Origin of the sequence: Actinomadura bangladeshensis (genome assembly GCF_004348335.1) — a bacterium.
Lineage (GTDB): Bacteria > Actinomycetota > Actinomycetes > Streptosporangiales > Streptosporangiaceae > Spirillospora > Spirillospora bangladeshensis.
Map to the genome: position 1 here is coordinate 16,799 of NZ_SMJW01000023.1, position 24,358 is coordinate 41,156.

The window sequence follows — 24,358 nt, forward strand, 5'->3', positions numbered from 1 at the left end:
GAGCGTCCATTGAGTGCTGTCTCCCCGAACCAGGCTCAAGATCTCGCTTGGCTGCTGCGGGGGCTGGGCGAGGAGGTTCCCGTCATCCGCGGCAGCGTGCTGCTGACCTCGGACGGCATGCTGAAGGCCGCCGACGGCTTCGACCGCGCCAGCGCCGAGCAGCTCGCCGCGCTCGCCTCCGGCCTCTTCTCCATCGCGCGCAGCGCCGGGACGAAGTTCGACGGCAGCAACGAGGTCCGGCAGGTCGTGACGGAGCTGAAGTCCAGCCAGTTGTTCATCGCGTGGGCGGGTTACAACTCCGTCCTCGCGGTGCTGGCCGGGGCGGACGCCGATCCGGCCGTCGTCGGTTTCGAGATGGCCCGGCTGATCAAGTCAGTGCGGCCGTTCCTCGGCACGGCGGCGCGGTCGGCGGCCGGCACGAGCGATCCCGATCCCTCGCTATGACGGCCGGCGAGAACGAGGTATGGCTCGACGACGCCGCCGGGCCGCTGGTGCGCCCGTACACCGTGACCGCCGGCCGCACCCGCCCGGCCGTCCACTTGGACATGCTGTCGCTGGTGGTGGCGACCGGCCAGGCCCCCGCCGACCTCGACCCCGAGCACGGCACGGCGCTCGAACTGTGCCGCGCGCCGACCTCCGTCGCCGAGGTCGCGGCGCACCTGCGGCTGCCCGTGGCGGTCACCAAGGTCCTGCTCGCGGACCTGGTGCACTGGCACGCCATGACCACGCGGGCGCCGCGTCCCGCGGCCGAACTCACCGACCGAGACCTATTGGAGAAGCTGCTCGATGGCCTACAACGAGCCTGAGGTGTTCCCCACTCAGGTCAAGATCCTGATCGCGGGCGGGTTCGGCGTGGGGAAGACGACCTTCGTCGGCGCGGCGAGCGAGATCGAACCGCTCAGCACCGAGGAGCTGATCACGACGGCCAGCGTCGGGACCGACGACCTCGGCGGGGTGGAGGAGAAGGCCACGACCACCGTGGCGCTCGACTTCGGCCGGATCACGATCGACCAGCACAACATCGTCCTGTACCTGTTCGGCACCCCCGGGCAGCAGCGCTTCTGGTTCTTGTGGGACGAGCTGTGCGCGGGCGCGCTCGGCGCCGTGGTGCTCGCCGACACCCGCCGCCTGGAGGCGTGCTTCGAGGCCGTCGACTTCTTCGAGAACCGCGGGACCCGGTTCCTCGTCGCGGTGAACGAGTTCGACGGCGCGTTCCGCTACGACCCCGACGAGGTGCGGGCCGCCCTCGAACTCGACCCGCGCGTCCCGATCGTGCTGTGCGACGCGCGGGACGGCCGCTCCGCCACGTCGGTGCTGCGCGCCCTGATCCGGCATCTGATCGCCACCGTTCCCGCACCCTCCGCATGACCCGAACCCGCCGCTGATGGAGTTTCCCGTGAATCACGAGCCCCTGTACGAGCCCGCCGGCCATCTGCTGACCCCCGTCGACAAGGACGTCCCGCAGCGCGTCGCGCGGCTGCGCGAACTCGGCCTCGGCCAGTCGCCGGACCCCGAGTTCGACGCGTTCGCCCGCGACCTCGCCGAGAGCGCGCGGCGCCTCATCGGCACAGGCGTCCCGCCGTTCGCGATGGTCAACTTCGTCACCGACCACCAGTTCCTCGCCGGCCTGTACGCCCCCGAGAGCCCCGGGGCGGACGCGGGCGGCGCCGTCCAGTTGGGCCGCGAGGTGCCGCTCGACCACGGCTACTGCCCGCACGTCGTCGTCCGGCGCAAGGCGCTCGTCCTGGACGACGTGTGCGACTACCCGCGCTTCGCGGGCAACCCGGTCGTCGACAAGCTCGGCATCCGGACCTACGTCGGGGCGCCGCTGATCGACCGGACCGGCACGGCGCTCGGCACGATCTGCATCATCGACCACGAGCCGCGCCCGTGGGGCCATCCGGGGCTGAACCTCATCAAGGACCGGGCCGCGGAACTCGTCCGGCTGATCCGGCGGCGCGAGGAACTGCTCGGCTGACGGCCCGGCCGGCGGCTCTACCGGCGGCGCGGACCGGCGTCCAGGCCGGGGCCCTCACGCCTCGGCGGGGACGGGCACCGACCGCGAGAACCGCACGCCGGCCGGGGGCGGGACGGCGCCGTCCTCGATGCCGAGCACCCCGGACGACAGCAGGCCGAACTCCGTGGCGACCCCGGCGATGTCGGCCTTGAGGAACTCGATCGCCGCCCGCGCGCGGCGGCCGGCGTCCGGACCGGCCTTGGCGGACCACCGCATGACCTGGCCGATCGTGAACGCGTAGGCGATGGCGCGGCCGGCGAGCACCAGGTGCTCCTGCCGGAGATCCCGGTCGAGGAAGCCGAGGTCGATGCCCTGGGAGGTGATCGCGGACGCCGTGAGCGGCCATTCGGCGAGGAACTTGCTGAGCGGCAGCCCGCCCGTCCTGGCCAGGCAGAACTCGGTGAGCTGCTGGCTGAGCAGGTCGTTGGTGCCGTCGAAGATGGTGTAGACGCGGGCGTCCAGGAACGCCTGACCGGAGATGTTGGTGGGCGATCCGCAGCGGTACCCCTCGCCGCCGGCGAGCTGCTGGTAGTGGTGCGCCGCGCTGAGCATCCGTTCGGTGGCCACGGTCTTGATCGCCTGGACGGCGGGGAACGCGCCGAGCATCTCCGCCTTCATGTCCAGCGAGGTCTGCAGGTAGTCGTTGAGCGCCGCGCAGACGGTGAAGGACGTGTCGATCGCCGCCAGCCGGTAGCGGACGAACCGGATCGCCGACTGCGGCCCCGGGCCGATCCTGCGGCGGTCGGCGTAGGCGTGCGCCTCGCGGCTCAGCCGGCGCAGGAACCCGCAGCCCATCGCCGCCATCATCGCCCGCGACGCCATGAGCATCTCGACCATGGGCTTCAGGTTGCGGCCGTCCGCGTGGATCCGGCGGTGCGGCGGGACGACGGCGTCGATCTCGTTGAGCCCGTAGTCGATCACCTTCAGGCCGAGCGGTTCGTACGGCTGCAGGGTGCGGAAGCCCTCGCTGCGCTTGACGATGAAGTAGCCGTACTCGCGGCCCCGGTCGTCGTTCTTCGCGCTGACCAGCCACCAGTGCGCGCTGGAGCTGAACGCCTGCCAGTGCTTGCGTCCGCGGATCCGGTAGCCGTCCTCGACCTCGTCGAACGTGGTGGTCATGCCCGACATCGCCGAACCGCAGCCGGGCTCGGTGGAGGCGAACCCGGCGACCATCGGGTCGCCGCCGGCGTACTGCGGCAGCACCTCCCGCTTGGCCTCCTCGCTCGCCCACAGCGCGATGGGCCGCAGGGCGACGCCCGTGATGACGGTGACGTACATGCCGAGCGGCAGGTTCCACTCCGAGACGGCCTCCACGACCCGGCACATTTCGACGTGGCTGTCGCGGCCGCCGTACTCCGTCGGCAGCGTCGGCAGCAGCACCCCGGCCCGGGTCAGCAGCGTCCAGTCGTCGGCCGGGAGGTTCTGCTGCGGGTAGTGCGCGGTGTCGAATCGGGGGGCGACGGCCTCGATACCGGCGATGAAGTCGTTGGTCGGCAGGGATGGTAAAGCATTCGTCATGGTGTCAGCTCTCACGGGTCGGCATGTCAGTGCTGGGGGAAGTCGTGAGATTCCGATGATCAGAAAACGCACACCTGCCCGATCGACCGTCCGGCCGACCGCGCGGACCTCCTCGCCAATCGCTCGCGTGAAACTCTCACGCGCCATACTGGAACGAACGATCACCGGACGCAAGGCGGTCCTATCTGACCGTAATCAGCCACCGGGTGATCGAACCTGATAGCCGCGTTCCTGACGCGCCTCCAGCGCCACGCTGATTCAGCTTGAGATTCCCGAGTTTAGTGTTCCCCCAGTTGCGGATGTGGCGAAAGGGGCTATATTGCACACCGTTGCGGGGCGGTCAGGGCGATCACTGGGCCGCGGCGGGTCAGGCGAGCGCACAGCGGTCGGAGATTGGCCCGATTCACGAAGGATGTGCAGCTCGCGACCCTCGCAGCCGGCAGAGGCGACGTCCGCCACAGACACTGGGTGACGAGTTGTTGACAGCCATGCCATGACCCGCGCAAGGGCCGCGGTCGGAGTCGTCGATCACGAATGGTTAATCTCCGGGAGCGTCGGCCACTGAGCCGCGCGCACACCTCCCCCGCCCGCCACACATCACTAGCGCGCGCGTGATTGCGGACATCTTCCCGGTATCGATGCCTTCATAGTAATGGTTTTCGGTGGTCCGGTAATGAGATCGGTCAAGCGCCGAGATGTTGCGCCCTAAGGCCGACATTGACATCTCTACCGACAGAAAACGGACGATAACCAAGAAGGAATCGCCGACGCCAATGGAATCGGCGACCGCCCTGATGCGCCGGTGCCGCTTGCACTGCGAGCCGTCACCGAGCGTCCGGACGGCCTCACACCGGGGCCCAGGCTGTCGGGAGGCGTGCAGCAGCGCGTGGCGTCTTACGAAGTCCGCGGGTTGGAGTAGACGCGGCGCGGGGTGATGAGCACGGCGGCCCGCCGCTCCTCCGCCATCACCCGGTCGTAGGCGTCCCAGTCGTCGTGGGTGCCGCCGGCTGCCCGGAAGACGTCCTGGAGCAGCCGCCGCAGCGCTTCTCCGTCGAGGCCGGGGTGCGGGTCGTCCGGGCCGATGACCTCGGCGTCGCCCTCCACGGCCGTCCAGCGCCAGCCCGCGCGGGCGACGATCGTGACCCGGGGGTCGGCGCGCAGGTTGTGCAGCTTGCGCGACCCGCCCCTGGCGACCAGCCCGACGACCCGCCCGTCCCGCAGCGGATGCTCCAGGACCCCGGCGTTGACCACGGACGACTGGACGCTCCCATCGCCCCGGACCGTGCTGACGACGCACAGCCCGTGGTCGAGAGGTAGGAGTTCGGCGAAGGCCGCGAGATCGATCCCCATGGCGCCAGCCTCTCACGCTCGTCCCGAGCAGGCCCGCGGCGTCAGGCGCGCCGGTCCTGCTGTAGGAAGGCCGCATGGCAGTCATTCACAAGACGACGATGACGCCCGGCAAGCTGGAGTTGCTCGCCGCGTGGCTTCCGGGTCGGCCGTGGTACGCCGCAACAGGGCGCGAGCCCGAACTGGCCAAGGCGGGCGGTTTCCGGCTCGACGACCCGGCCGGAGAAGTCGGCATCGAGTTCATGGTGGTCACCGACACCTCCGGCGACCGCCCTGTCTCGTACCAGGTGCCGCTGACCTACCGCGGGGCGCCGCTGGACGGGGCCGACGCGGCGCTGGTCGGCACGTCCGAGCACGGAGTCCTCGGACGGCGATGGGTGTACGACGGCGCCCACGACCCAGTGCTGGTCGCGCAACTCCTCGCGCTTGTCCAGGGACGGGCCGAGGCCCAGCACCAGAGCAAGAGCGACACGCCCGAGCCCTCCGTCTCGACGCACTACGCCGGATCCGATCTCCCGGCCATGGCCGCGATCACGGCGGTCGAGGAGGGCCGGGACGGCACCGGCATCGTGGTGGCGACCGAGGCCGGCGGGACCCTGACCGTCGCCGTTACGCGCCTCCTGCGGCCGATCGAGGACGAGGGCGGCGGCGTCGACGGCCGGGTCACCGCCGTCTGGCAGCCGCCGGGCGGAACCGAGGCACGGGCGTCCTTCGCCGTCATCCACACGTCCCGCTAACGCTCAAAACCGCTCTGACCTGGCGCGATGGCTTGGCCATTGACGTTAGGCAGGTGGATACCTGCATAATGGGGGGGTGAGCCCCGAAGCGAACACGATGGATCCCGTCTTCAAGGCGCTGGCCGATCCCACGCGGCGCCTGCTGCTCGACCGGCTGCGCGAGCAGAACGGCCAGACGCTGCGCGAGCTGTGCGAACGCCTCGACATGGCGCGCCAGTCGGCGACGCAGCATCTCGACGTCCTCGTCCGGGCCGGCCTCGTGACCGTGGTCCGGCGCGGACGGGAACGACTGCACTACCTCAACCCGGCGCCGATCCACGAGATCGAGGAGCGCTGGATCTCCGTGTTCGACCGACCGCGCCTGCGGGCGCTCAGTGCCATCAAGAACCAGGCAGAGGAGTACGCCATGAGCGACACGACCGTGCCGAACTACGTCTATGTCACCTACATCCGCGCCGGCGCCGACCAGGTGTGGAAGGCCCTCACCGACGCGGACCTCACCGCGCGCTACTGGGGACACGCCAACGTCTCGGACTGGCAGCCGGGCTCGGCCTGGGAGCACCAGCGCACCGACGGGTCGGGCGCCGTCGACGTCGTCGGACGGGTCCTGGAGGCCGAGCCCCCGACCCGGCTGGTCATCACCTTCGAGGACACCCCGGACGTCCAGCCGCCGCGAGACCCGTCGGTCGTCACCTTCCGCGTCGAGCCGCACCAGGACATCGTCCGCCTCACGGTGACGCACGAGAACCTGCCCGACCAGGAGATGCGCGCCGGCATCTCGAGCGGCTGGCCGGCCGTGCTGGCAAATCTCAAGTCGCTGCTGGAGACCGGCGACGTCCTTCCCCAGGCACCCTGGGAGATGACCGACGCACACGCCTGACCCAGCCGACAGGAGGACGAGACCATGTTGGACACCGCACCGCTCCAGGACGCCTACCGCGAACTGCTGGACGCCGCCGCCACCGTGGCCGGCTCCGACCCCGGCCCCGTCCCGCCGCCCGGCGAATGGGACGCCGACCAGATCCTGGCGCACACCGTGCTGATCAACAACGCCACCATCGCGGCCGTCTCCTCCGCCGCGACGGGCACGGTCACGACCTACGACAACCGCCTGGCGCAGGACGCGTGGACCATCGACCACGTCATCACGCTCACCGGCCGCGGCGCGGAACTGCGGGACCGCGTCCGTCACCAGGCGGACGCCCTGTGCGCGCTCGCGATGTCATGCAGCGAGGCCGAGCTCAACACGCCCGTGCCCACCCTGCTCCTGTCCAAGGACCAAGTCCTGGTCGACGAGTTTCTGCCGCTGCGAGACCTCGTCACCGGCCTCGCGGAGGCGGAACTCCCGGGCCACACCCGGCAGCTCCTGGCCCTGTCCGCGTCCGACTAGCCGAACATTTGCCGCAGGCTGCCGAAATCCTTACCGGGCGGGCTCGGCACGCCGGCTCGGGGACGAACGATCCGCCACGACCGCGTAGCGGACGCGGAATCCGATTCCCGCCAGGCCGAGCGCGGCGGCCGCAGGGGTGAGGTAGGCGGGCACCGAGGAGGTGGCATAGCTTCCGCCGCCGTTGAGACGGCATTCGAAGCGAAGCGGGACGAAGTCGATCCCGTAGTCGACCACGTGCATCGCTTTGGCCATGCCCGCGGAGCGGCAGGGCAGCAGCGGTGACGAGTCGGCCCCGCCGTCCTCCGCGGACATGACGTCGGAGAACACCAGCAACATGCCCCAGACGTACACGCCGGTCGCCACGGCGCCGGCCAGGAGCGCGGCGACCTTCCACGGGACGCCCGGCGAGCGCCGCTTCCGCGAAACACCCAGGACGAGGCCCCGGACGAAGAGGACAGGGGTGATGACCAGCCCGGCCAGGATGCCGAGAAGCAGAACGATCACCGACACCATGGTCCCCCGCCGATCCACGCCATGAGTCGCCTCAAGGATGACAAAACTCCGCAATCCTGGCAGAGACCTGGCCGTCCCCGCCAACCGGACGGGGCGAGCGCGGCCGGTCGTCCTAGCGGCGGAGGTCGCGTTCAGCCGAGGACGAGGGGAAGCCTCGCGGACAGCTTCCCGAGCAGGGCCTTCTCCGCGTCCGTCGGGGGCCGGCGGCCGGTTCCGACGAGCAGCGCGTCCCGGTCGGAGAGCGCGGCCGGGAGCGGTGTTCCCGCGATCTTCTCCAGCATCGCGCGTGCGGCTGCCAAGGTTTCGGCGGCCAAGGTTTCGGCGGGCGGGGCGCTCTAGTGCCCGTCGTCCGGCATTGATGCAGGTCGACGGAAAAGGGTTGGACGGACGGCGCCCGGGTGTTAACGTGCCGGAGGCCGTGACATCACGCGAGGAGGTGAGACCCATGAACGCTGTATCGATGTGGGTGCTCCCTCGTCGTTCACGGTAGGGCGATCGACGCAGGGGTCGCCGGGAGCGCCGCAGCAGGCAAGGCACTCCCGAAAGGCAGAACCCATGAGCTCTGTACCCGTTCATTCCGTGCGTTTCCTTGCGGAGACATCGTCCGGCGGTGTCCTCGAACGCGAATTCTCCGTGGGCGACATCCCCGGCATGCTCTGGACGCCCGCCTCCGGCGGCGACCGCGCCCCGCTCGTCCTGGTGGGGCACGGCGGCGGCCGTGACAGCAAGGCCCCGCCGACGGCCGGCCGCGCCCGCCTCCTCGTCACCCGCTGCGGTTTCAACGTCGCGGCCATCGACGCGCCCGGCCACGGCGACCGTCCGCGCACCGAGACCGACGACCGGGAGATCGCCGCGATGCAGGCGGCGATGGCCTCGGGCGAGCCGGTCGGCCCGATCGTCGTCCCCTACAACCTGCATCTGGCGGAGCGCGCCGTGCCGGAATGGCAGGCGACCCTCGACGCCCTCCAGCAGCTGCCCGAGATCGGCGACGAGGGCCCGGTCGGCTACTACGGCCTCAACATGGGGACCGCGATCGGGATGCCGCTGACGGCGGCCGACCCCAGGATCACCGCCGCGGCGTTCGGCATCTTCTGGCACAACGAGTACCTCGCCGAGGTGGCGAGCCGCATCACCGTCCCGGTGGAGTTCGCGCTCCAGTGGGACGACCAGCACATCCCGCGCCAATCCGGCCTCGCGCTGTTCGACGCCTTCGCCTCGAAGGAGAAGACGCTGCACGCGAACGCGGGCACGCACAAGGAGGTGCCCAGGTTCGAATCCGACAGCGCCGTGCGGTTCTTCGGCCGGCACCTGACCGGCGCCGCGTCAGCGGCCTGACGTGATCGGTATCGGCGTCCACCGGCGTGTGGGCGCCGATACCGGCCGGTCCGGCGTTTCAGCCGGCGCCGACCACCCAGTCCAGCGCGCGGCGGCTCTCCGCTGTTTCGGGGTGGTCCGGGCCGAGAACCCGCGACCGCGTTTCCCAGACCGCGCGCAGATGCGCCTGAGCGTCCTCGAACCGGCCCAGCTTCCCGAGGGACCAGCCGAGCACGAAGCGGCTGTCCAGCGTCTGCGGGTGGTCCGGACCGAGGATCTGCGCCCGGCCCTCCCACGCCGCGCGCAGATGAGCCTCCCCCTCCAGGTACCGTCCCAGCCGCTCCAGCGTCCAGCCGAGGACGTGGCGGTTGGCCAGGGTCGAGGAGGCGTCCGGGCCCAAGGCCTCCGCCCGCCCTTCCCAGGACGCGCGCAGATGCGGCTCGGCCTCCTCGTACCGCCCCATCGCCGTCAGCATCCACCCCAGCTCATAGCGACTGCTCAGGGTTTCCGGATGACCGGTGCCCAGGAGCCGCACCCGCATCTCCCACGTGCCGCGCAGATGCGCCACGCCCTCCTCGGCCCGCCGCAGGTCTTCGGAAGCCCGCCCGTGCAGTCCCATGACGCGACCGAGGTTGTGGCGACCGCGCAGGGTCCGGGGATCGTCGGCGCCCAGGACCCGCTGAAGCCCCTCCCACACCTCACGCAGGTGCTCCTCGGCCTCCGCGAGGCGTCCCAGCCCTTCCAGCGCCCAGCCGAGCATGTGGCGGCTGTCGAGCGTCTCGGGGTCGTCGGGGCCCAGCACCCGCGCCCGGTCCCGCCACGCCGCGAGCAGATGCTCTTCGGCCTCCGCGCCCCGTCCGGACATCTCCAGGGCCCAGCCCAGCGCATGGCGGCTCGCGAGGCTGTCGGGGTGCTCCGGACCGAGGACGCGCGTCCGGTCCCTCCATACTCCGCGCAGGTAGGCCGCCGCCTCCTCGTGCCGCTCCAGCGTCGTCAGGAAGCAGCCGAGTTCATGCCGGCCGTCCAGGGTGCCGGGATGATCGGGGCCCATCGTCCGCAGGCGCTCCTCCACCTCCTGACGCAGTTCCATCTCGCCGAGCAGCGTCGCATCGGCGCCGGTCTCGGTGATCTCCTTGGTCGGGTCGGCGTCCTGGTGGTCACCACCGGGGATCGTGGCCTGGAGCGTCGCGGACGTGCCCCGGTGGCCGAGCATCGCGAGAAGCGCTTCCGTGGCGTCCGGACGCCGCTCCGGGTCCTTCGCCAGAGCGGCTTCGACCAGGTCGCGCATCGTCTGCGGGAGGTCCGGCAGATCGACCTCACCGTGGACGACCTGCCACATGCACGCCGCCGGCGACTCTCCCCCGAAGGCGTTCCCGCCCGTCGCGGCGAACACCATGGTGGCGGCCCAGGAGAAGAGGTCCGACGCCGGGCCGACCGCCTTCCCGGCGACCTGCTCGGGAGACATGTAGGCGGGCGTGCCGATCAGCCCGCTGGACGACGCGCTGGCGGCCTCCGCGGCACGGGCGATGCCGAAGTCGATCACGCGGGGCCCGTCCGGGCCCATCAGCACGTTGTTGGGCTTGAAGTCGCGGTGGACGATGCCGGCCTGATGAATCGCCGACAGCGCCGAGAGCGTGCTGACCGCCAGCCGCTCCAGCGCCCCGTGGTCACGCGGCCCCTCGCTGACCACGAGTTCCCTGAGCGACTTCCCCGGGACGTACTCACTGACGATGTAGGCGACGCCTTCGCTGGAACCGACGTCCAGCACCCGCGCCGTGCAGAACTGGGCGACCCGCCGAGCGGACTCCGCCTCCCGCAGGAAGCGCCTCACAGCGCGTTCGTCCTCGGCGAACCCGCCATGCAGGACCTTCACCGCGACCTGGGCACCGTCCGGCGCCTCACCGAGGTGAACGACCCCTTGCCCGCCCCTGCCGAGGACCCCGACCAGCCGGTAGCCGCCGAGCCACTCAGACATCCTCACCCCAGCAGTTCGGTCAGCAGAAAGATCCCATCACACCACGGCAAAGAAGAACACGGCCGCCGGTACAGGCATGTCCAAAATGCACCCAAGGCGGCATCATGGCGATATGAGCGCTGATCAACGGCACGAGGACACGGCCGACCGGTGGCGAGAGCTACCGCCGCACATCCGGCTGGAGGACACGGTGGCCGTTCAGGAGATTCCCCCTAAGCCCCAGGTCATCGCAGACTCGGGCCGCTTCGAGATCGACGAGGCCATCCGCTACCCCGGCTGACCGCCGGGGAAACGCGGGATGCCGGGTCAGGCGATTCGGTCGATGATCAATGGGTGGAGGGACGGGGTTCCGCCGTCGGCGATCTCGTAGGCGCCTTCCAAGGACTCCAGGGCTCGGGGCAGGCGGGTCTCGTCGTCGGTGTGGAGGGTCAGGAGGGGTTGGCCCTCCTTGACGGTGTCGCCCGGCTTGGCGTGGCAGATGACGCCCGCGCCGAACGAGACCGGGTCCTCCTTGCGGGCGCGGCCCGCGCCCAGGCGCCACGCCGCCACGCCGACTCCGTAGGCGTCCAGCTCCGTCAGGACGCCGGAGGACGGGGCCGCGACCGTGTGGGTCTCGCGGGCGGACGGCAGCGGCGCGTCCGGGTCGCCGCCCTGGGCGGTGATCATGCGGCGCCAGACGTCCATGGCGGAGCCGTCCTTCAGCGCGTCCGCCGGGTCCTTCGAGGTCAGGCCGGCGGCGGCGAGCATCTCGCGGGCCAGGGTCAGGGTCAGCTCGACCACGTCGGACGGTCCGCCGCCGGCGAGAACCTCGACCGATTCCGCGACCTCGACGGCGTTACCCACCGCGTTGCCGAGCGGACGGTCCATGGCGGTCAGCAGGGCGATCGTGCGGAGGCCGTGGTCGGTGCCGATCGCGACCATCGTCTCGGCCAGTTCGCGGGCGTCCTCGGCCGTCTTCATGAAGGCGCCGGAGCCGACCTTCACGTCCAGCACCAGGGCGCCCGTGCCCTCGGCGATCTTCTTCGACATGATCGAGGAGGCGATCAGCGGGATCGACTCGACCGTGCCCGTCACGTCGCGGAGCGCGTACAGCTTGCGGTCGGCCGGGGCCAGGCCGCTGCCCGCCGCGCAGATCACCGCGCCCGCGGACCGCAGGACGTCCAGCATCTCCGCGTTCGACAGCGACGCCTTCCAGCCCGGGATCGACTCCAGCTTGTCGAGCGTCCCGCCGGTGTGGCCGAGGCCGCGGCCCGACAACTGCGGGACGGCGGCGCCGCACGCGGCCACCAGCGGTGCCAGCGGCAAGGTGATCTTGTCGCCGACGCCGCCCGTCGAGTGCTTGTCGGTGGTCGGGCGGTCGAGGGACGACCAGTCCATCCGCTCGCCCGACCGGATCATCGCCTCCGTCCAGCGGGCCACCTCGGGACGGGTCATGCCGTTCAGCAGGACCGCCATCGCCAGCGCCGACATCTGCTCCTCGGCGATCGCGCCCCGCGTGTAGGCGTCGACCGCCCAGTCGATCTGCGCGGGGGTCAGCTCGCCCCCGTCGCGCTTGGCGCGGATGACGTCAATGGCGTCCACGGATCACGCTCTCTCGATCAGGTCGTCGGGGCCGAACGCGTCCGGCAGGACGTCCGACATGGGCAGGATGCCGCGGACGGTCTCCAGCAGCATCGGGGCGCCGCCGTGCTCCCAGAGGAGCTGGCGGCAGCGCCCGCAGGGCATCACCGGGTCGCCGTGCTTGTCGACGACCGCGACGGCGACGAGCCGGGGCCGCGCCGACGAGCCGGGGCCGTGCAGCGCCGACACGAGCGAGCACTCCGCGCAGAGCCCGACCCCGTACGAGGCGTTCTCCACGTTGCACCCGGTGATGACCCGGCCGTCGTCGGTCAGGGCGGCGGCGCCGACCGGGAAACCGGAGTACGGGCAGTACGCGCGGGTCATCGCCTCCCGCGCGGCGTCGCGCAGGGCCGGCCAGTCGATCTCCATGTCCTTATCGTGCCTCACCGCGGCGGTACTGGATCCCGTTGGCGGCGGGCATGCGGAGCCGCTGGCTGGCCAGGGCCAGGACGAGCAGCGTCGTCAGGTGCGGCGTGAAGGAGACCAGCTCGCCGGGGACGATCTCGCTCATCAGGAACCAGGCGAGCAGCCCGGCGGCCGACACCAGCGCCAGCACCGCGCCGAGGTAGGCGTTGCGCATCTCGCGGCGGTTCAGGTCACTGGCGAGCTCGCCGCGCAGCCGGTTCGCGCGGATCCCCTGCCACACCGCGACGGCGACCAGCAGCACCGCCACGAACAGCAGCAGCGCGTGGACGGACTGCCCGCCGCCGCGCACGTTCATCGCGTCGGTGTACCCGAACAGCAGCGAGCCCGCGGTGAGCCCGCCCGGACGCCAGTTGCCGAAGATCATGGCGGCGAGGCCGATGAAGCCGCGGCCGTTGGTCTGGCCGTCCTGGTAGAGCGGGGCGGCGACGGTGACGAGGAACGCGCCGGCCAGGCCGGAGAACGCGCCGGAGATGACCACGGCGGCGTACTTCATCCGGTACACCTGCACGCCGAGCGACTCGGCGGCGTACGGGTCCTCGCCGCAGGAGCGGATGCGCAGGCCGAACGGGGTCCGCCACAGGATCAGGAAGCTCAGCGGGACGAGCAGCAGCGACACGAGCGTCAGCAGCGACATGTCGCTGGTCAGCCCGCGGACGATGCCGGCGACGTCGGAGAGCAGGAACCAGTGGTGGCCCTCCAGCGAGCCGAGCCAGTCGGGACTCTGCCAGTCGCCTATCTTGCCGCCGGACAGCACCGGCAGCGTCAACGTCATGATCGGATCGACCGGTGGCGACTGCCGGGGCCCGCCGCCGAGCGCCTTCGCCGCGCCGGTGTCGAAGATCAGCCCGGCGAGGAACTGCGTCAGCCCCAGCCCCAGGATGTTGATCGCGACGCCGGACACGATGTGGTCGACGCCGAACGACACCGTCGCGATGGCGTGCAGCAGGCCGCCGAGCGCGCCGCCGATGATCCCGGCGAGGACGCCGATCCACGGGCCCCACTGGTAGCCGGCCCACGCACCCGTCCAGGTGCCGAGGATCATCATGCCCTCGAGGCCGATGTTGATCACGCCGGACCGCTCCGACCAGAGCCCGCCGAGGCCGGCGAGGAAGATCGGCACGGCGAGGCGCAGCGCGGCGCTGACCGTCCCGCTGGACGTCACCGGGTCGGCGTCGTCGATCACGCGGACCAGCGACAGCAGCACCAGCAGCCCGGAGATGATCAGCGCGTAGTGCGGCCAGCGCAACTGGATCTTGCGGGTGCCGGCCTTCACGGCGGCCACCGTCTCGGTCGCGGCGCTCATGAGGCGCTCCCAGCGGCCTCGCGGGCCAGGTCGTGGCCGGTGGCCAGCTCGGCGGCGACGGCCCGCTGCTGGAGCCGGATCTCCCAGCGCCGGACGAGCTCGTACACGATGACGACGGTCAGCACGACCACGCCCTGCATGACCCCGACGATCTCCTTCGGCACGTCGACCTCCTGCAGCACGTCGGAGGTCTGGTCGAGGAACGCGAACAGCAGCGCGGCGAGCGCGATGCCGGCCGGATGGTTGCGGCCGAGCAGCGCCACCGTGATGCCGGTGAAGCCGAGCCCGGCCGGGAAGTTCAGCGAGTACTCATACGACGCGCCGAGCAGCTCCGGCATGCCGATCAGGCCGGCCACCACACCCGACGCGATCATCGTGTAGACGATCATGCGCCGGGCGTTGACGCCACTGGCCTGCGCGGCGGACGCCGACAGCCCCGAGACCTTCAGGTCGAACCCGAACCGGGTGTAGTTGATGACGACCCAGAACACGATCCCGACGAGGACCGCGAGGGGCAGCAGCCCGTACACGTCGCCGGGCAGGTCGATGCCGATCGAGGCCAGGAACCCGTTCAGCCCGCCGACCCGTCCCGACTCGGGGATCTGCGCGGTCGCGACGTTGTTGCTGCCCGGCCGCACCTCGGCGAGCCGCTTGTCGTTCAGCAGGTAGGCGATGACGCCGGTCGCGATCGCGTTCAGCATGATCGTGGACAGCACCTCGCTGACCCCGCGAGTCACCTTCAGCACGCCCGCGATCGCGGCCCACAGCCCGCCGACGACCATCGCGGCGACGATCACCAGCAGCTGCCCGAACGGGGCGGGCAGGGTGAGCGCGCCGCCGAGCGCGGCGGCGAGGAACGCGGCGATGCGGTACTGGCCGTCCACGCCGATGTTCAGCAGCGCCATCCGGAACCCGATCGCCACCGCGACCGCCGACAGGTAGTAGCGGGTCGCGCGGTTGACGATGTCGACGATCGAGTTCTCGGTGGTGCCGTAGTCGATCATGCTCTGGATCGAGCTGATCGGGTCCGCGCCGGTGATCCGCAGCAGGATCATCGTGATGCCGAGGGAGATCAGCAGCGCCAGCACCGGCGCGCCGATCTTCAGGCCGAGCCCGGTCGGGCCCATCCCCCTGATGATCGCCTTCCAGGCCGGCACCGCGGCGGTCTCCGCCGCACCGGGCGTGGTCGCCGTCCCGCCGGACGCGGGCGGTTCACCGGCGTCAGGCCCCGGCGGGGGCTCCGGCGCGGGCTCCGGCGCGGGCTCCGGCGCGGGCTCGGGCTCGTCCGACATGGTCTCCGAGGGGTCGGGTTCGCGCTGCTCCGGTACGGACGGCTCGCGTCCCTCCGGCTCGCCGCCCGGCGGCCTCGGGTCCTTCGGGTCGCTCATGACGCGCCGCCCGCGCCGGTCATGGCGGAGCCGAGCTCCTCGGGGGTGACGGTCCGCGGATCGACCTCCGCGACCAGCCGGCCCCGCAGGATCACGTGCAGGGTGTCGGACATTCCGATGAGTTCCTCAAGGTCTGCGCTGATCAGCAGCACGGCGAGCCCGTCCGCGCGGGCCTGCCGCAGATGGTCCCAGATGGCGGCCTGGGCGCCCACGTCGATGCCGCGCGTCGGGTGCGCGGCGATCAGCAGGTGCGGTTCGCCGGACATCTCCCGCCCGACGATGAACTTCTGCTGGTTGCCGCCGGAGAGCGCGGCGGCGGGCACGTCGATCCCGGGGGTCCGGACGTCGTACTCCCGGACGATCCGGGTCGTGTCGCGGCGGGCGCCGCGCCGGTCGATCCACGGTCCGCGGACGTTCGGCCGCTGGGTCTGGTGGCCCAGCATGCGGTTCTCCCAGAGCGACCCCTCCAGGACGAGCCCGTGCCGGTGCCGGTCCTCGGGAATGTAGGCGATGCCGGCCTCGCGGCGCCGCCGGGTCGGCCAGTGCGTGATGTCGTCGCCGCTGTACACGATCGTGCCGGCGTCCGCCGACCGGATGCCCATGATCGTCTCGATGAGCTCGCTCTGCCCGTTGCCCTCGACGCCGGCCAGCCCGACGATCTCGCCGCGGCGGATGCGCAGCGACACGTCGTCCACCACGGGACGGCCCCCGGGGGTCAGCACGGTCACGCCGGCGACCTCCAGCTCGACGTCCTCGGTGACGGTGGACTCGCGCAGCTCCGGCGTCGGCAGCTCGGCCCCGACCATCAGCTCGGCCAGCCGCCGCGAGGTGACCTCGCGGGGGTCGAGCCGGGTCGCGACGGTGGTGCCGCGCCGGATCACCGAGATCGTGTCGGCGACGGTCAGCACCTCGTCCAGCTTGTGCGAGATGAACAGCACGGTGAGGCCCTCGGCGCGCAGGTCCCGCAGGTTGCCGAACAGCTCCTCCACCTCGTGCGGGACGAGCACGGCGGTCGGCTCGTCCAGGATCAGCACGCGGGCGCCCCGGTACAGGACCTTGAGGATCTCCACCCGCTGACGCTCGCCGACGCCCAGCGTCTCGACCAGCGTGTCCGGGTCGACGTGCAGCCCGTAGGCCTGCGACATCTCCTTGATCTTCGCGCGGGCGGCGGCGAAGTCGATGCGGCCGCGCCGCAGGCCCTTGCCGCGCGGCTCGGCGCCGAGGACGACGTTCTCCAGCACGGTCAGGTTGTCGGCCAGCTTGAAGTGCTGGTGGACCATGCCGATGCCGCGGCTGATCGCGTCGGCCGGGGTCTTGAACGAGACCTGCTCGCCGCCGACCTCGATGGTGCCCTCGTCCGGCTTCTGCATCCCGTACAGGATCTTCATCAGCGTGGACTTGCCGGCGCCGTTCTCGCCGCAGAGCGCGTGCACCTCGCCGCGCTCGATGGTGAGGTTGATGTCGCGGTTGGCCACCACTCCGGGGAACCGCTTGGTGATCGATGTCAGCCGCACGGCCGGCACCTGGTCAGGCACGAGTGCCCCTCCTCCTGCCTCGAACGCGCTGTCTTGGGCGGTGGACGTCGCCGCGTCTCGGAATGAACGTCTCGGAATGAACGTCCCGGGGGTGAGCGCGCCGCCGCACCGGAGGCCACCCGGCGGGTGGCTCCCGGTGCGCGGTCGCGGCCGGGCGGAACGGCCCCACGTCACCGTGCGGGGACGTCCCCCCGCACTCCCGGTCGCCGGTCAGGGCTTCGTCGGGACCTTGATCTCACCGCTGACGATCTTGGCCTTCAGCTCGTCCAGCTTGGCCTTGATGTCGTCGACGTTGCCGCCGGACGTCGAGTAGCCGACGCCGTCGTTGCTGAGGTCGTAGGTCTTGGTGCCGGCCTTGAACGAGCCGTCGGCGACGCTCTCCACGAAGTCGAACACCGACACGTCCACGTGCTTCACCATGGAGGTGAGGATGTGCTCCTTCACCCCGGCGACCGCGGGCTGGTTGTACTGGTCGGAGTCGACGCCGATGGCCCACTTGCCGGCCGCGCCGACGGTCTTGATGACACCGATGCCGGCGCCGCCCGCGGCGTGGTAGATGACGTCCGCGCCCTGGTCGAGCTGGCCCTTGGCGGCCTCGTTGCCGAGGCTGGTGTCCTTGAAGCCGTTGAAGTTCGGCGGCTGCGTCAGGTACTTCGCCGGCAGGATCTTGATGCCCGGCTTGGCCGCCTTCGCGCCCGCCTCGTAGCCGGCCTGGAACTTCTGGATCAGCGGCACGTTGACGCCGCCGATGAACCCGATCGTGCCGGACTTCGACTTCAGCGCCGCCGCCGCCCCGACCAGGAAGGAGCCCTGCTCCTCGGCGAAGCACGAGCCGCTGACGTTCGCGCCCTCGACCTTGCACTGGTCGGCGTCGACGACGAGGAACTTGGTGTCCGGGAAGTCCTTGGCGACCTTGTTGACCGAGGCGGTGTAGGCGAACCCGACACCGATGATCGGGTTGTAGCCCTTGTTGGCCATCAGCCGCAGGCGCGACTCCTTGTCGGAGTCGGGCTCGTCCGGCTTGGCGGAGATCTCCTCCGTCTGGAGGTTCAGGTCCGTCTTGGCCTTGTCCAGACCGGCGGCGGCCGAGTCGTTGAAGGACTGGTCGCCGCGCCCGCCGATGTCGAAGGCGAGGCCGACCTTGAGGGTCTTCTTGGCGCCCTCGTCACCGCCGCCGGTGTCCGCCTTCTTGCCGCCGCACGCGGAGGCACCGCTCAGCGTCAGTGCCGCACCCGCCACGGCGACGAGCGTCGTCTTCAGTCCACGGCGCAAGGTAGCGCTCCTTCCGTTCCCCACCCACGGGTCGGCGACCGCTTCGGTCACCGAAATCGATCGGACGCTACCCCGCGAAAGAGGGCAAACTTCCCGCCTGCACCGATTCGCAACAGGTCCGTTACCAATGCGTACGCATATCGCCACAGGTCAGCGGCGAGACGCCGGCCCGAGCGGGCATCGCCGCACGCCCCTGTCCCGCGGGCGTGGGCGGGGGACGGAAGATCACGCTGCGTGATCAGTCCGCGCGATCAGGCCAGATGATCACGCGGCCGGGAGGGCTAGGCCAGGGCGGCGCCCTCGATGGACGCGGCGTCACCGGGACGGCCGCCCTCCCACAGCGCGGTCAGCGCGGTGGCGCTGAGCACCCGCAGGCCGACCGCGATGCACCGCTCGTCGACGTCGAAGTCGCCGCGGTGCAGGTCGTACTCGCCGGACGAGCCCGGGGTGCGGACGCCGAGCCGGGCGAGCGCGCCGGGGATCGACTCCAGGTACCAGCCGAAGTCCTCGCCGCCGAGGCTCTGCGGGGTCGGGACGACGCCCTCCTCGTCGATGACCTGCGCGGCGGCGTCGCGGAACATCTGCACGCTGGCCGCCTCGTTCACGGTCGGCGGGACGCCCCGGACGTACTCCAGCGACGCCTCCACGTCGTAGGCGGCGGCGACCGACTGCAGCAGCGCCTTCATCATCTCCGGCGCGCGGTGCCACGCCTCGTCGTCCAGGCAGCGGACGGTGCCCTCGGCGATCCCGTCGTCCGGGATCGCGTTGGCGACGGACCCGGCCGAGACGCGGCCCCACACCAGCGACAGGCTGGAGCGCGGGTCGACGCGCCGCGACAGCGCGGACGGCAGCTCAGTGACGATCTTGGCGAGCGCGTACACGAGGTCGGCGGTCAGGTGCGGCCGGGCGGTGTGCCCGCCGGGCCCGGTGACCTTCACGTACACCTTGTCGCAGGCCGCGGTGATCGGGCCGGAGCGCAGGCCGAGCTGGCCGACCTCGATGCGCGGGTCGCAGTGCAGCGCGAACGCGCGGTCGACGCCGGCGATGCCGCCGGCGGCCATCACGTCCAAGGCCCCGCCCGGGGTCTCCTCGGCGGGCTGGAACAGCAGCCGGACCCGGCCCGGCAGCAGCCCCGCCTCGGCCTGCTGGGCGAGGAACAGGCCCGCGCCCAGCACCATCGTGGTGTGGACGTCGTGGCCGCACGCGTGCGCGACGCCCGGGACCGTCGACCGGTACGGGGCGTTCTCCTTCTCGTCCTGCAGCGGGAGCGCGTCGATGTCGGCGCGCAGCGCGACCGTGGTGCCGTCGGCCGGGCCGATGTCGCAGAACAGGCCGGTGCCCTTGGGCAGGATCACCGGGTCGAGGCCGGCGGCGCGCAGCCGCTCGGCGATCTTGGCGGTGGTCCGGTGCTCGGCGTAGCCGAGCTCGGGGTGCGCGTGCAGGTCGCGGCGGAAGGCGATCAGCTCGTCCTCGTGCGCGGCCAGGAACGCGTCGAGCTGCGGCTGCAGGACGGCGCCGCCGAGCGGCACGGCCGGACGGGCGGTCCCGGCGGCGGGCACGGGCGCGGGCACCGGCGCGGGCATCGGCGAGGACGCGGCCTCGCCGGGTGCCGCGGCCCCGTTCAGGCGGGCGGCGTCGGCGCCGGCGTCCCGCTCCGCGGGGTCCGCGGCGGTGGGTGGTTCAAGGCCGGGCATCACCCCGGGTCCCGGATGTGTCATCTGCGCCCCCTGCGCGACGGCGGAGCCGAACGGCGTCCGCCCGGTGGTGTTCTCGTTCTCGGGAACGTTCTCTGCTACTTGTTCGCTCTTGCGCGCCCGGGCGTTCACGGGCCCGGCCGGGGTCGCCGCGCCCGACCCGTCCACCGCCCGGACCCGCTCCCCGGGGCGGGCCGTCCGCTGCGGCCTGTCAGGCTCCGGCATGTACGACCTCCCCCAGTGTGACGAACCGGTCCTCCGCGAGCTCGGTGATCGCCGCGTCGACGATGTTCTCCAGCGTCCCGCCCTCGGCGCGGATCGCGCGCTGCCGCTCGTACGGGGCCCCGTGCTCGAGTACCTCGCCGGCCACCTTGAGCTCCTCGGCGCAGCCCAGCCGGTCGGCCACCGGCTCCAGCTCCCGGATCAGCTCGTACAGGTCGTCGCGGAGCGGTGCGGTGTTGCCGCTGTCGTCGGTGATGACGATGGCGTCGAGCCCGTACCTGGTGGCGCGCCACTTGTTGTCGCGCACGACCCAGGCGGCCGGCCTCGGCAGCGTGTAGCCCCGGTCGAGCTGCTGCTCGAACAGCGTGACCAGGCTCTGGCACAGCGCGGCGGCCATCCCCACCTCACGCAGGGTGGGAATGCCGTCGAACATCCTGATCTCGATCGTCCCGAAGTCGGGATGCGGGCGGATGTCCCACCAGACGTCCTTGATGCTCCTTATGGTTCCCGAACGCATCAGCGTGTCCATGTAATCCTCGAAGGCGGCCCAGTCGTCCAACAGGTGGGGAGGTCCGGCCGTCGGCATCTGGCCGAAGACGATCGCCCTGCAGGACGCGAGGCCGGTGTCCCCGGCGCTCCAGAACGGGCTGGACGCGGTGAGCGCCAGGAAGTGCGGAAGGTAGGACGAGAGCGCGTTGACGATCGGGATCGCCTTGGCGCCGTCGGAGATGCCGACGTGCACGTGAACGCCGAACGTCTGGATGCGCCGGGCCAGCCACTGCATCTCCTCGACGAGCTGGGCGTAGCGGCCCATCGGCGCCGTCACGGCGTCCCGCCAGTCGCTGATCGGGTGGGTGCCCGTGCAGGCCAGCGCGATGCCGCGGTCGGCGGCGGCGCCCCGCAGCGCGCCGAGCGTGCCGGCCAGGTCGGCCTTGGCCTCCCCGACGGTGCTGCAGATCCCGGTCACGATCTCGACCATCGACTCCATCAGCTCGTGGCGGATGCGCGGGTTGTCGCCGTCCAGGCTGAGCGAGGGCAGGTCGGCGAGCACCTCGCGCGCGTCCTGCCGCAGGTGCCTGGTCTCCGCATCGACGAGCTGGAGCTCCCACTCGACGCCGAGCGTCGCGCCGCTCGATGCGTTGAAGTCAATGGCCACGGCCAACCTCCGTCCACAATCCTTGCAGGTCGTTGCGTGGCACGTGGCGCAATTCAGCCAGCGGGTCCCTAAGCCTGGACAAACGCCGGTCCAGGTCACGTGTTCGCTCCATGATGGCGTCCGTGCCCGCCACCCTGCCGGTTGTCCATGCCCTTTGCGGATCATTTGACTCATGCGGGCGGGGGCGGACGTCCGGGGGTCCTACTTTTCGGTCACCGATCTTGTTCGGGACACCACTAGATCGAACTAGTCAGCCCGTCCCAAAATAGCTGGCGTGACGGACCGTGATCGATGTCGAGTGTCCCTTACGTACCGTCATATCACGTCTGAGCCATGCGTCGCGTCCGTCCCGTGCTTGCCGTCTTCACGGTCGGGTACCTCTTCGCCGGATACGTCGCCTAGTCTTCGGGGGAGTCATGGGCGTTGGGCGCCTGCGCGTCGGGAGCGGTTCCGCTCCCACCGGAAAGAGGAGCGTCGAGAGCTTGCGAGCCGAGCGACGAGGGCCGGCCGGCGTCCGCCGCGCCCTGACGAGGGTCACGATTCCGGTCGCGGCGGCCTCCGTCGCCGCCGCGCCCGTCCTGGTCGCGGCGCCCGCCACCGCGGCGGCACCGGTCACCGCGGTGCCCGTCGACGCGGCCCCCTCGCCCACGGCCGAGCCCGTCGGCGGGCCGCAACTGGCCGCCCGCGGCGTCGTCGTCAACGCGGCGCCCGGCGTCCCGGCGGTGCCGAAGATCAAAGCGTCCTCCTGGCTGATCGCGGACGCCGACACCGGCGAGGTCCTCGCCGCCCGGGACCCGCACGGCCGCTACCTCCCGGCCAGCACGATCAAGACGCTGACCGCGCTGACGCTGATCCCCAAGCTGGACCCGAACCGGCTCGTCCGCCCCTCGCAGAAGGCGTGCGACGTCGAGGGCACCAAGGTCGGGCTGACCCCCAAGATGCAGTACAAGGTCTCCGACCTGTTCCACGCGATGCTGATGATGTCCGCCAACGACGCGGCGTACACGCTCGCCGAGGCGGACGGCGGGGTGCGCAAGACCCTCGCCGACATGAACGCCGAGGCGAAGCGGATCAACGCCCGCGACACCCTCGCCGGGTCCCCGAACGGGCTCGACAAGGACCTCGGGCTGGACGTCCGCACCCAGCACACCTCGGCCTACGACCTGGCGCTGATCCTGCGCGAGGGCATGAAGAACCCGCAGTACCGCGCCTACATGCAGGCCATCGACTTCCACTTCCCCGCGCCGCCCACCAAGAAGGAGCGCAAGAAGGGCAAGAAGGTCGGCGGGTACCCGATCCACACCCACAACCACATGCTGGCGGGCGAGCGCGCGGCCTACGCGGGCATGGTCGGCGGCAAGAACGGCTACACGATCGCCGCCAAACAGACGTTCGTCGCCGAGGCGCGGCGCGGCGGACACACCATCGTGATCTCGCTGATGCGCGCGGACCGGCCGCCGTCCCCGTACGCGGCCAAGCTGCTCGACTGGGGTTTCGCCGCCCGCGGCAAGGTGCGGCCGGTCGGCGCGCTCGTTCCGCCCGGCGAGGTGGAGCAGGCCAAGAAGGACGGCCACGCGGGCGGTGTGCTGCCCGACGCCCCGCTCGCCTCGGACGACTCGTCCCGCAGGTGGCTCCTCGTGGGCGGCGGCGCGGCCGGCGCCCTGCTGGCGATCGCCGTGCTGTTCGTCGTCCTGCGGCGCCGTCGCCGCCTGGAGGCGGCCCGCTCCGCCTCCATAGCCCGCCGAGTGCGTTGATCTGCGGCGTGTTGTTGTTATGAGCGCGTCGAAAACAACAACACGCCGCAGGTCAACGAGAGGGTGACGGGGCCACGTTCATCGCGCGGAGGGCGCGGACGACGGCTCGCCGTCGGAGTCGGCGCGGTGGTGGAGGGCCTCGACCTCGGCCTTGTCCGCGCAGTTCTCCGGGTTCTCGGCGTCGGCGGTGAGGACGACGCGGCGGGTGGCCGTCCACGCGGCGGCGAACAGCGCGAACCGGGACGCGATGTTGATCCACACCATCAGCCCGACCAGGACGGCGAACGTCCCGTACACGGGGTTCTGCGTCGTCCGCGCGAGCAGGATCGCCGCGCCCTGCTTGAGGATCTCGAACCCGACGGCGCCGAACAACGCGCCCCGGATGATCCGCCGCCAGGGCGCGCGGGTGCCCGACAGCCGGCTGAACAGCACCAGGAACACCACGGTGTCGAACACGACCGCCATGGCCAGCGCCAGCAGCCGCAGCCCCGTCCCGGCCCCGGTTACGTGGTCCCAGCCGAACCAGCCGAGGACGGTGTGCGTGGCGGACGTCGTGACGGTCGTGACCGCCATGCCGCAGATGAGGATCACGCCGAGGAACGCCAGCACGGCCGCGTCCCAGACCCGCTTGAGGACGAAGTTGCCGCCGCCGCCCGGCTCGTTGCCCCAGATGTCGCGCAGGGACTCGCGCAGCACCTGCACCCAGCCGAGCCCGGTGAACAGCAGCGCGACCAGGCCGACGATCCCGACCGCCGTCTTCGACTGGGCGATCTGCTCCACCTGGAGCTGGCCCGCGAGGCCCGGCAGCTGCGAGTTGATCGCCCGGACGAAGTAGTCGCGGGCCTGCGCGCTGACCCCGACGAGGTACCCCAGCAGCGAGTACGCCAGCGCCAGCAGCGGGAAGAACGACAGGAACGCGTAGCAGGTGAGCGCGGCGGCGAGCCGGTCCCCGCGCCGGTCCTGGTACCGCTCGAACGCGCGCGCCTGGTGGTCGAGCCATCTCCACCGCTCCCGCGCGTCGCGCAGCAGGCCCTTCCCTTGACCGAACAGGGACTCGATCCGCCCCTGTACCCCGTTGATCACCTGCCGCATGCACGGAACGTACCCGCACCGCCCCACTCGATGCCACTTTCGGTAATCACTCGTTCAACCCAGCGAATCGACCCCGCAACGGCCG

The 24,358-nt window shown here is 71.2% G+C and carries 24 protein-coding genes; 10 read left to right on the forward strand and 14 right to left on the reverse strand.

The window, feature by feature from the left end; all coding sequences use genetic code 11:
• Positions 1-9 precede the first annotated feature (9 nt).
• Genes E1284_RS07210 through E1284_RS07225 form a run of 4 tightly spaced genes read left to right on the forward strand, consistent with a single transcriptional unit; the run spans position 10 to position 1,978 of the window.
• On the forward strand, positions 10-444 hold the full coding sequence (locus E1284_RS07210) for a roadblock/LC7 domain-containing protein (protein WP_131938207.1): 435 nt from the start codon (positions 10-12) through the stop codon (positions 442-444).
• Positions 441-806, forward strand: coding sequence for a DUF742 domain-containing protein (locus E1284_RS07215; RefSeq protein ID WP_131938208.1), 366 nt, complete (start codon positions 441-443; stop codon positions 804-806). The genes E1284_RS07210 and E1284_RS07215 overlap by 4 nt, the downstream gene beginning before the upstream one ends.
• Positions 787-1,368, forward strand: coding sequence for a GTP-binding protein (locus E1284_RS07220; protein WP_131938209.1), 582 nt, complete (start codon positions 787-789; stop codon positions 1,366-1,368). The genes E1284_RS07215 and E1284_RS07220 overlap by 20 nt, the downstream gene beginning before the upstream one ends.
• 28 nt (positions 1,369-1,396) lie before the next feature.
• The gene (locus E1284_RS07225) at positions 1,397-1,978 is read left to right on the forward strand and encodes a GAF domain-containing protein (RefSeq protein WP_243714309.1); all 582 of its coding nucleotides are present in this window, start codon (positions 1,397-1,399) and stop codon (positions 1,976-1,978) included.
• 54 nt (positions 1,979-2,032) lie between these two features.
• Here E1284_RS07225 and E1284_RS07230 read toward each other — a convergent pair whose 3' ends face one another.
• Together E1284_RS07230 and E1284_RS07235 are read right to left on the reverse strand one after the other, a co-directional pair.
• The gene (locus E1284_RS07230; RefSeq protein WP_165965159.1) at positions 2,033-3,550 is read right to left on the reverse strand and encodes an acyl-CoA dehydrogenase family protein; all 1,518 of its coding nucleotides are present in this window, start codon (positions 3,548-3,550) and stop codon (positions 2,033-2,035) included.
• A gap of 879 nt (positions 3,551-4,429) precedes the next feature.
• Positions 4,430-4,885: a TIGR03618 family F420-dependent PPOX class oxidoreductase gene (locus E1284_RS07235; RefSeq protein ID WP_131938212.1), complete on the reverse strand. Its 456-nt coding sequence runs from the start codon at positions 4,883-4,885 to the stop codon at positions 4,430-4,432.
• Between the two features lie 74 nt (positions 4,886-4,959).
• Here E1284_RS07235 and E1284_RS07240 point away from each other — a divergent pair, with 74 nt between their 5' ends.
• The 3 genes from E1284_RS07240 (at position 4,960) to E1284_RS07250 (ending at position 7,009) form a co-directional block, all read left to right on the forward strand.
• Entirely contained in the window at positions 4,960-5,619 is a 660-nt protein-coding gene (locus E1284_RS07240; protein ID WP_131938213.1) for a maltokinase N-terminal cap-like domain-containing protein, read from the forward strand.
• A gap of 76 nt (positions 5,620-5,695) precedes the next feature.
• The gene (locus E1284_RS07245; RefSeq protein ID WP_243714310.1) at positions 5,696-6,499 is read left to right on the forward strand and encodes an ArsR/SmtB family transcription factor; all 804 of its coding nucleotides are present in this window, start codon (positions 5,696-5,698) and stop codon (positions 6,497-6,499) included.
• A 24-nt stretch (positions 6,500-6,523) separates the two neighbouring features.
• The gene (locus E1284_RS07250) at positions 6,524-7,009 is read left to right on the forward strand and encodes a DinB family protein (protein WP_131938214.1); all 486 of its coding nucleotides are present in this window, start codon (positions 6,524-6,526) and stop codon (positions 7,007-7,009) included.
• A 30-nt stretch (positions 7,010-7,039) separates the two neighbouring features.
• Here E1284_RS07250 and E1284_RS07255 read toward each other — a convergent pair whose 3' ends face one another.
• Together E1284_RS07255 and E1284_RS07260 are read right to left on the reverse strand one after the other, a co-directional pair.
• Positions 7,040-7,513 carry a hypothetical protein gene (locus E1284_RS07255; RefSeq protein ID WP_207923609.1) on the reverse strand — a complete coding sequence of 158 codons (474 nt, stop codon included), beginning with the start codon at positions 7,511-7,513 and terminating at the stop codon, positions 7,040-7,042.
• A 140-nt stretch (positions 7,514-7,653) separates the two neighbouring features.
• A complete protein-coding gene (locus E1284_RS07260; RefSeq protein WP_243714311.1) occupies positions 7,654-7,821 on the reverse strand; it encodes a hypothetical protein in 168 nt (55 codons plus the stop codon).
• 280 nt (positions 7,822-8,101) lie between these two features.
• Here E1284_RS07260 and E1284_RS07265 point away from each other — a divergent pair, with 280 nt between their 5' ends.
• Positions 8,102-8,857 carry an alpha/beta hydrolase family protein gene (locus E1284_RS07265; RefSeq protein ID WP_243714312.1) on the forward strand — a complete coding sequence of 252 codons (756 nt, stop codon included), beginning with the start codon at positions 8,102-8,104 and terminating at the stop codon, positions 8,855-8,857.
• Between the two features lie 58 nt (positions 8,858-8,915).
• Here E1284_RS07265 and E1284_RS07270 read toward each other — a convergent pair whose 3' ends face one another.
• Entirely contained in the window at positions 8,916-10,811 is a 1,896-nt protein-coding gene (locus E1284_RS07270) for a serine/threonine-protein kinase (protein ID WP_131938216.1), read from the reverse strand.
• A gap of 112 nt (positions 10,812-10,923) precedes the next feature.
• Here E1284_RS07270 and E1284_RS41270 point away from each other — a divergent pair, with 112 nt between their 5' ends.
• Positions 10,924-11,091, forward strand: a complete 168-nt coding sequence (locus tag E1284_RS41270) for a hypothetical protein (RefSeq protein ID WP_165965160.1) — start codon at positions 10,924-10,926, stop codon at positions 11,089-11,091.
• Positions 11,092-11,117: 26 nt separating this feature from the next.
• Here the strand turns inward: E1284_RS41270 and E1284_RS07275 are convergent, their stop codons facing one another.
• The 8 genes from E1284_RS07275 to E1284_RS07315 form a co-directional block, all read right to left on the reverse strand.
• On the reverse strand, positions 11,118-12,392 hold the full coding sequence (locus tag E1284_RS07275; protein ID WP_131938217.1) for a thymidine phosphorylase: 1,275 nt from the start codon (positions 12,390-12,392) through the stop codon (positions 11,118-11,120).
• A gap of 3 nt (positions 12,393-12,395) precedes the next feature.
• The gene (locus E1284_RS07280) at positions 12,396-12,800 is read right to left on the reverse strand and encodes a cytidine deaminase (protein WP_131938218.1); all 405 of its coding nucleotides are present in this window, start codon (positions 12,798-12,800) and stop codon (positions 12,396-12,398) included.
• 4 nt (positions 12,801-12,804) lie between these two features.
• A complete protein-coding gene (locus E1284_RS07285) occupies positions 12,805-14,160 on the reverse strand; it encodes an ABC transporter permease (RefSeq protein ID WP_131938219.1) in 1,356 nt (451 codons plus the stop codon).
• Entirely contained in the window at positions 14,157-15,548 is a 1,392-nt protein-coding gene (locus E1284_RS07290; protein WP_243714313.1) for an ABC transporter permease, read from the reverse strand. Before E1284_RS07290 ends, E1284_RS07285 begins: the two co-directional genes overlap by 4 nt.
• Positions 15,545-17,083: an ABC transporter ATP-binding protein gene (locus tag E1284_RS07300; RefSeq protein WP_207923610.1), complete on the reverse strand. Its 1,539-nt coding sequence runs from the start codon at positions 17,081-17,083 to the stop codon at positions 15,545-15,547. Before E1284_RS07300 ends, E1284_RS07290 begins: the two co-directional genes overlap by 4 nt.
• A gap of 210 nt (positions 17,084-17,293) precedes the next feature.
• Entirely contained in the window at positions 17,294-18,355 is a 1,062-nt protein-coding gene (locus tag E1284_RS07305; protein WP_243714314.1) for a BMP family lipoprotein, read from the reverse strand.
• Between the two features lie 281 nt (positions 18,356-18,636).
• Complete coding sequence (locus E1284_RS07310) at positions 18,637-19,938, reverse strand: M20 family metallopeptidase (RefSeq protein WP_131938235.1); 1,302 nt, start codon at positions 19,936-19,938, stop codon at positions 18,637-18,639.
• A 322-nt stretch (positions 19,939-20,260) separates the two neighbouring features.
• Positions 20,261-21,427: a glutamate--cysteine ligase gene (locus E1284_RS07315; RefSeq protein ID WP_131938222.1), complete on the reverse strand. Its 1,167-nt coding sequence runs from the start codon at positions 21,425-21,427 to the stop codon at positions 20,261-20,263.
• Positions 21,428-21,909: 482 nt separating this feature from the next.
• On the opposite strand from E1284_RS07315, the gene E1284_RS07320 reads away from it, so the two are divergent.
• The gene (locus E1284_RS07320; RefSeq protein WP_243714315.1) at positions 21,910-23,181 is read left to right on the forward strand and encodes a D-alanyl-D-alanine carboxypeptidase family protein; all 1,272 of its coding nucleotides are present in this window, start codon (positions 21,910-21,912) and stop codon (positions 23,179-23,181) included.
• A gap of 78 nt (positions 23,182-23,259) precedes the next feature.
• Here the strand turns inward: E1284_RS07320 and E1284_RS07325 are convergent, their stop codons facing one another.
• Complete coding sequence (locus E1284_RS07325) at positions 23,260-24,273, reverse strand: YihY/virulence factor BrkB family protein (RefSeq protein ID WP_131938224.1); 1,014 nt, start codon at positions 24,271-24,273, stop codon at positions 23,260-23,262.
• Positions 24,274-24,358: the final 85 nt, after the last annotated feature.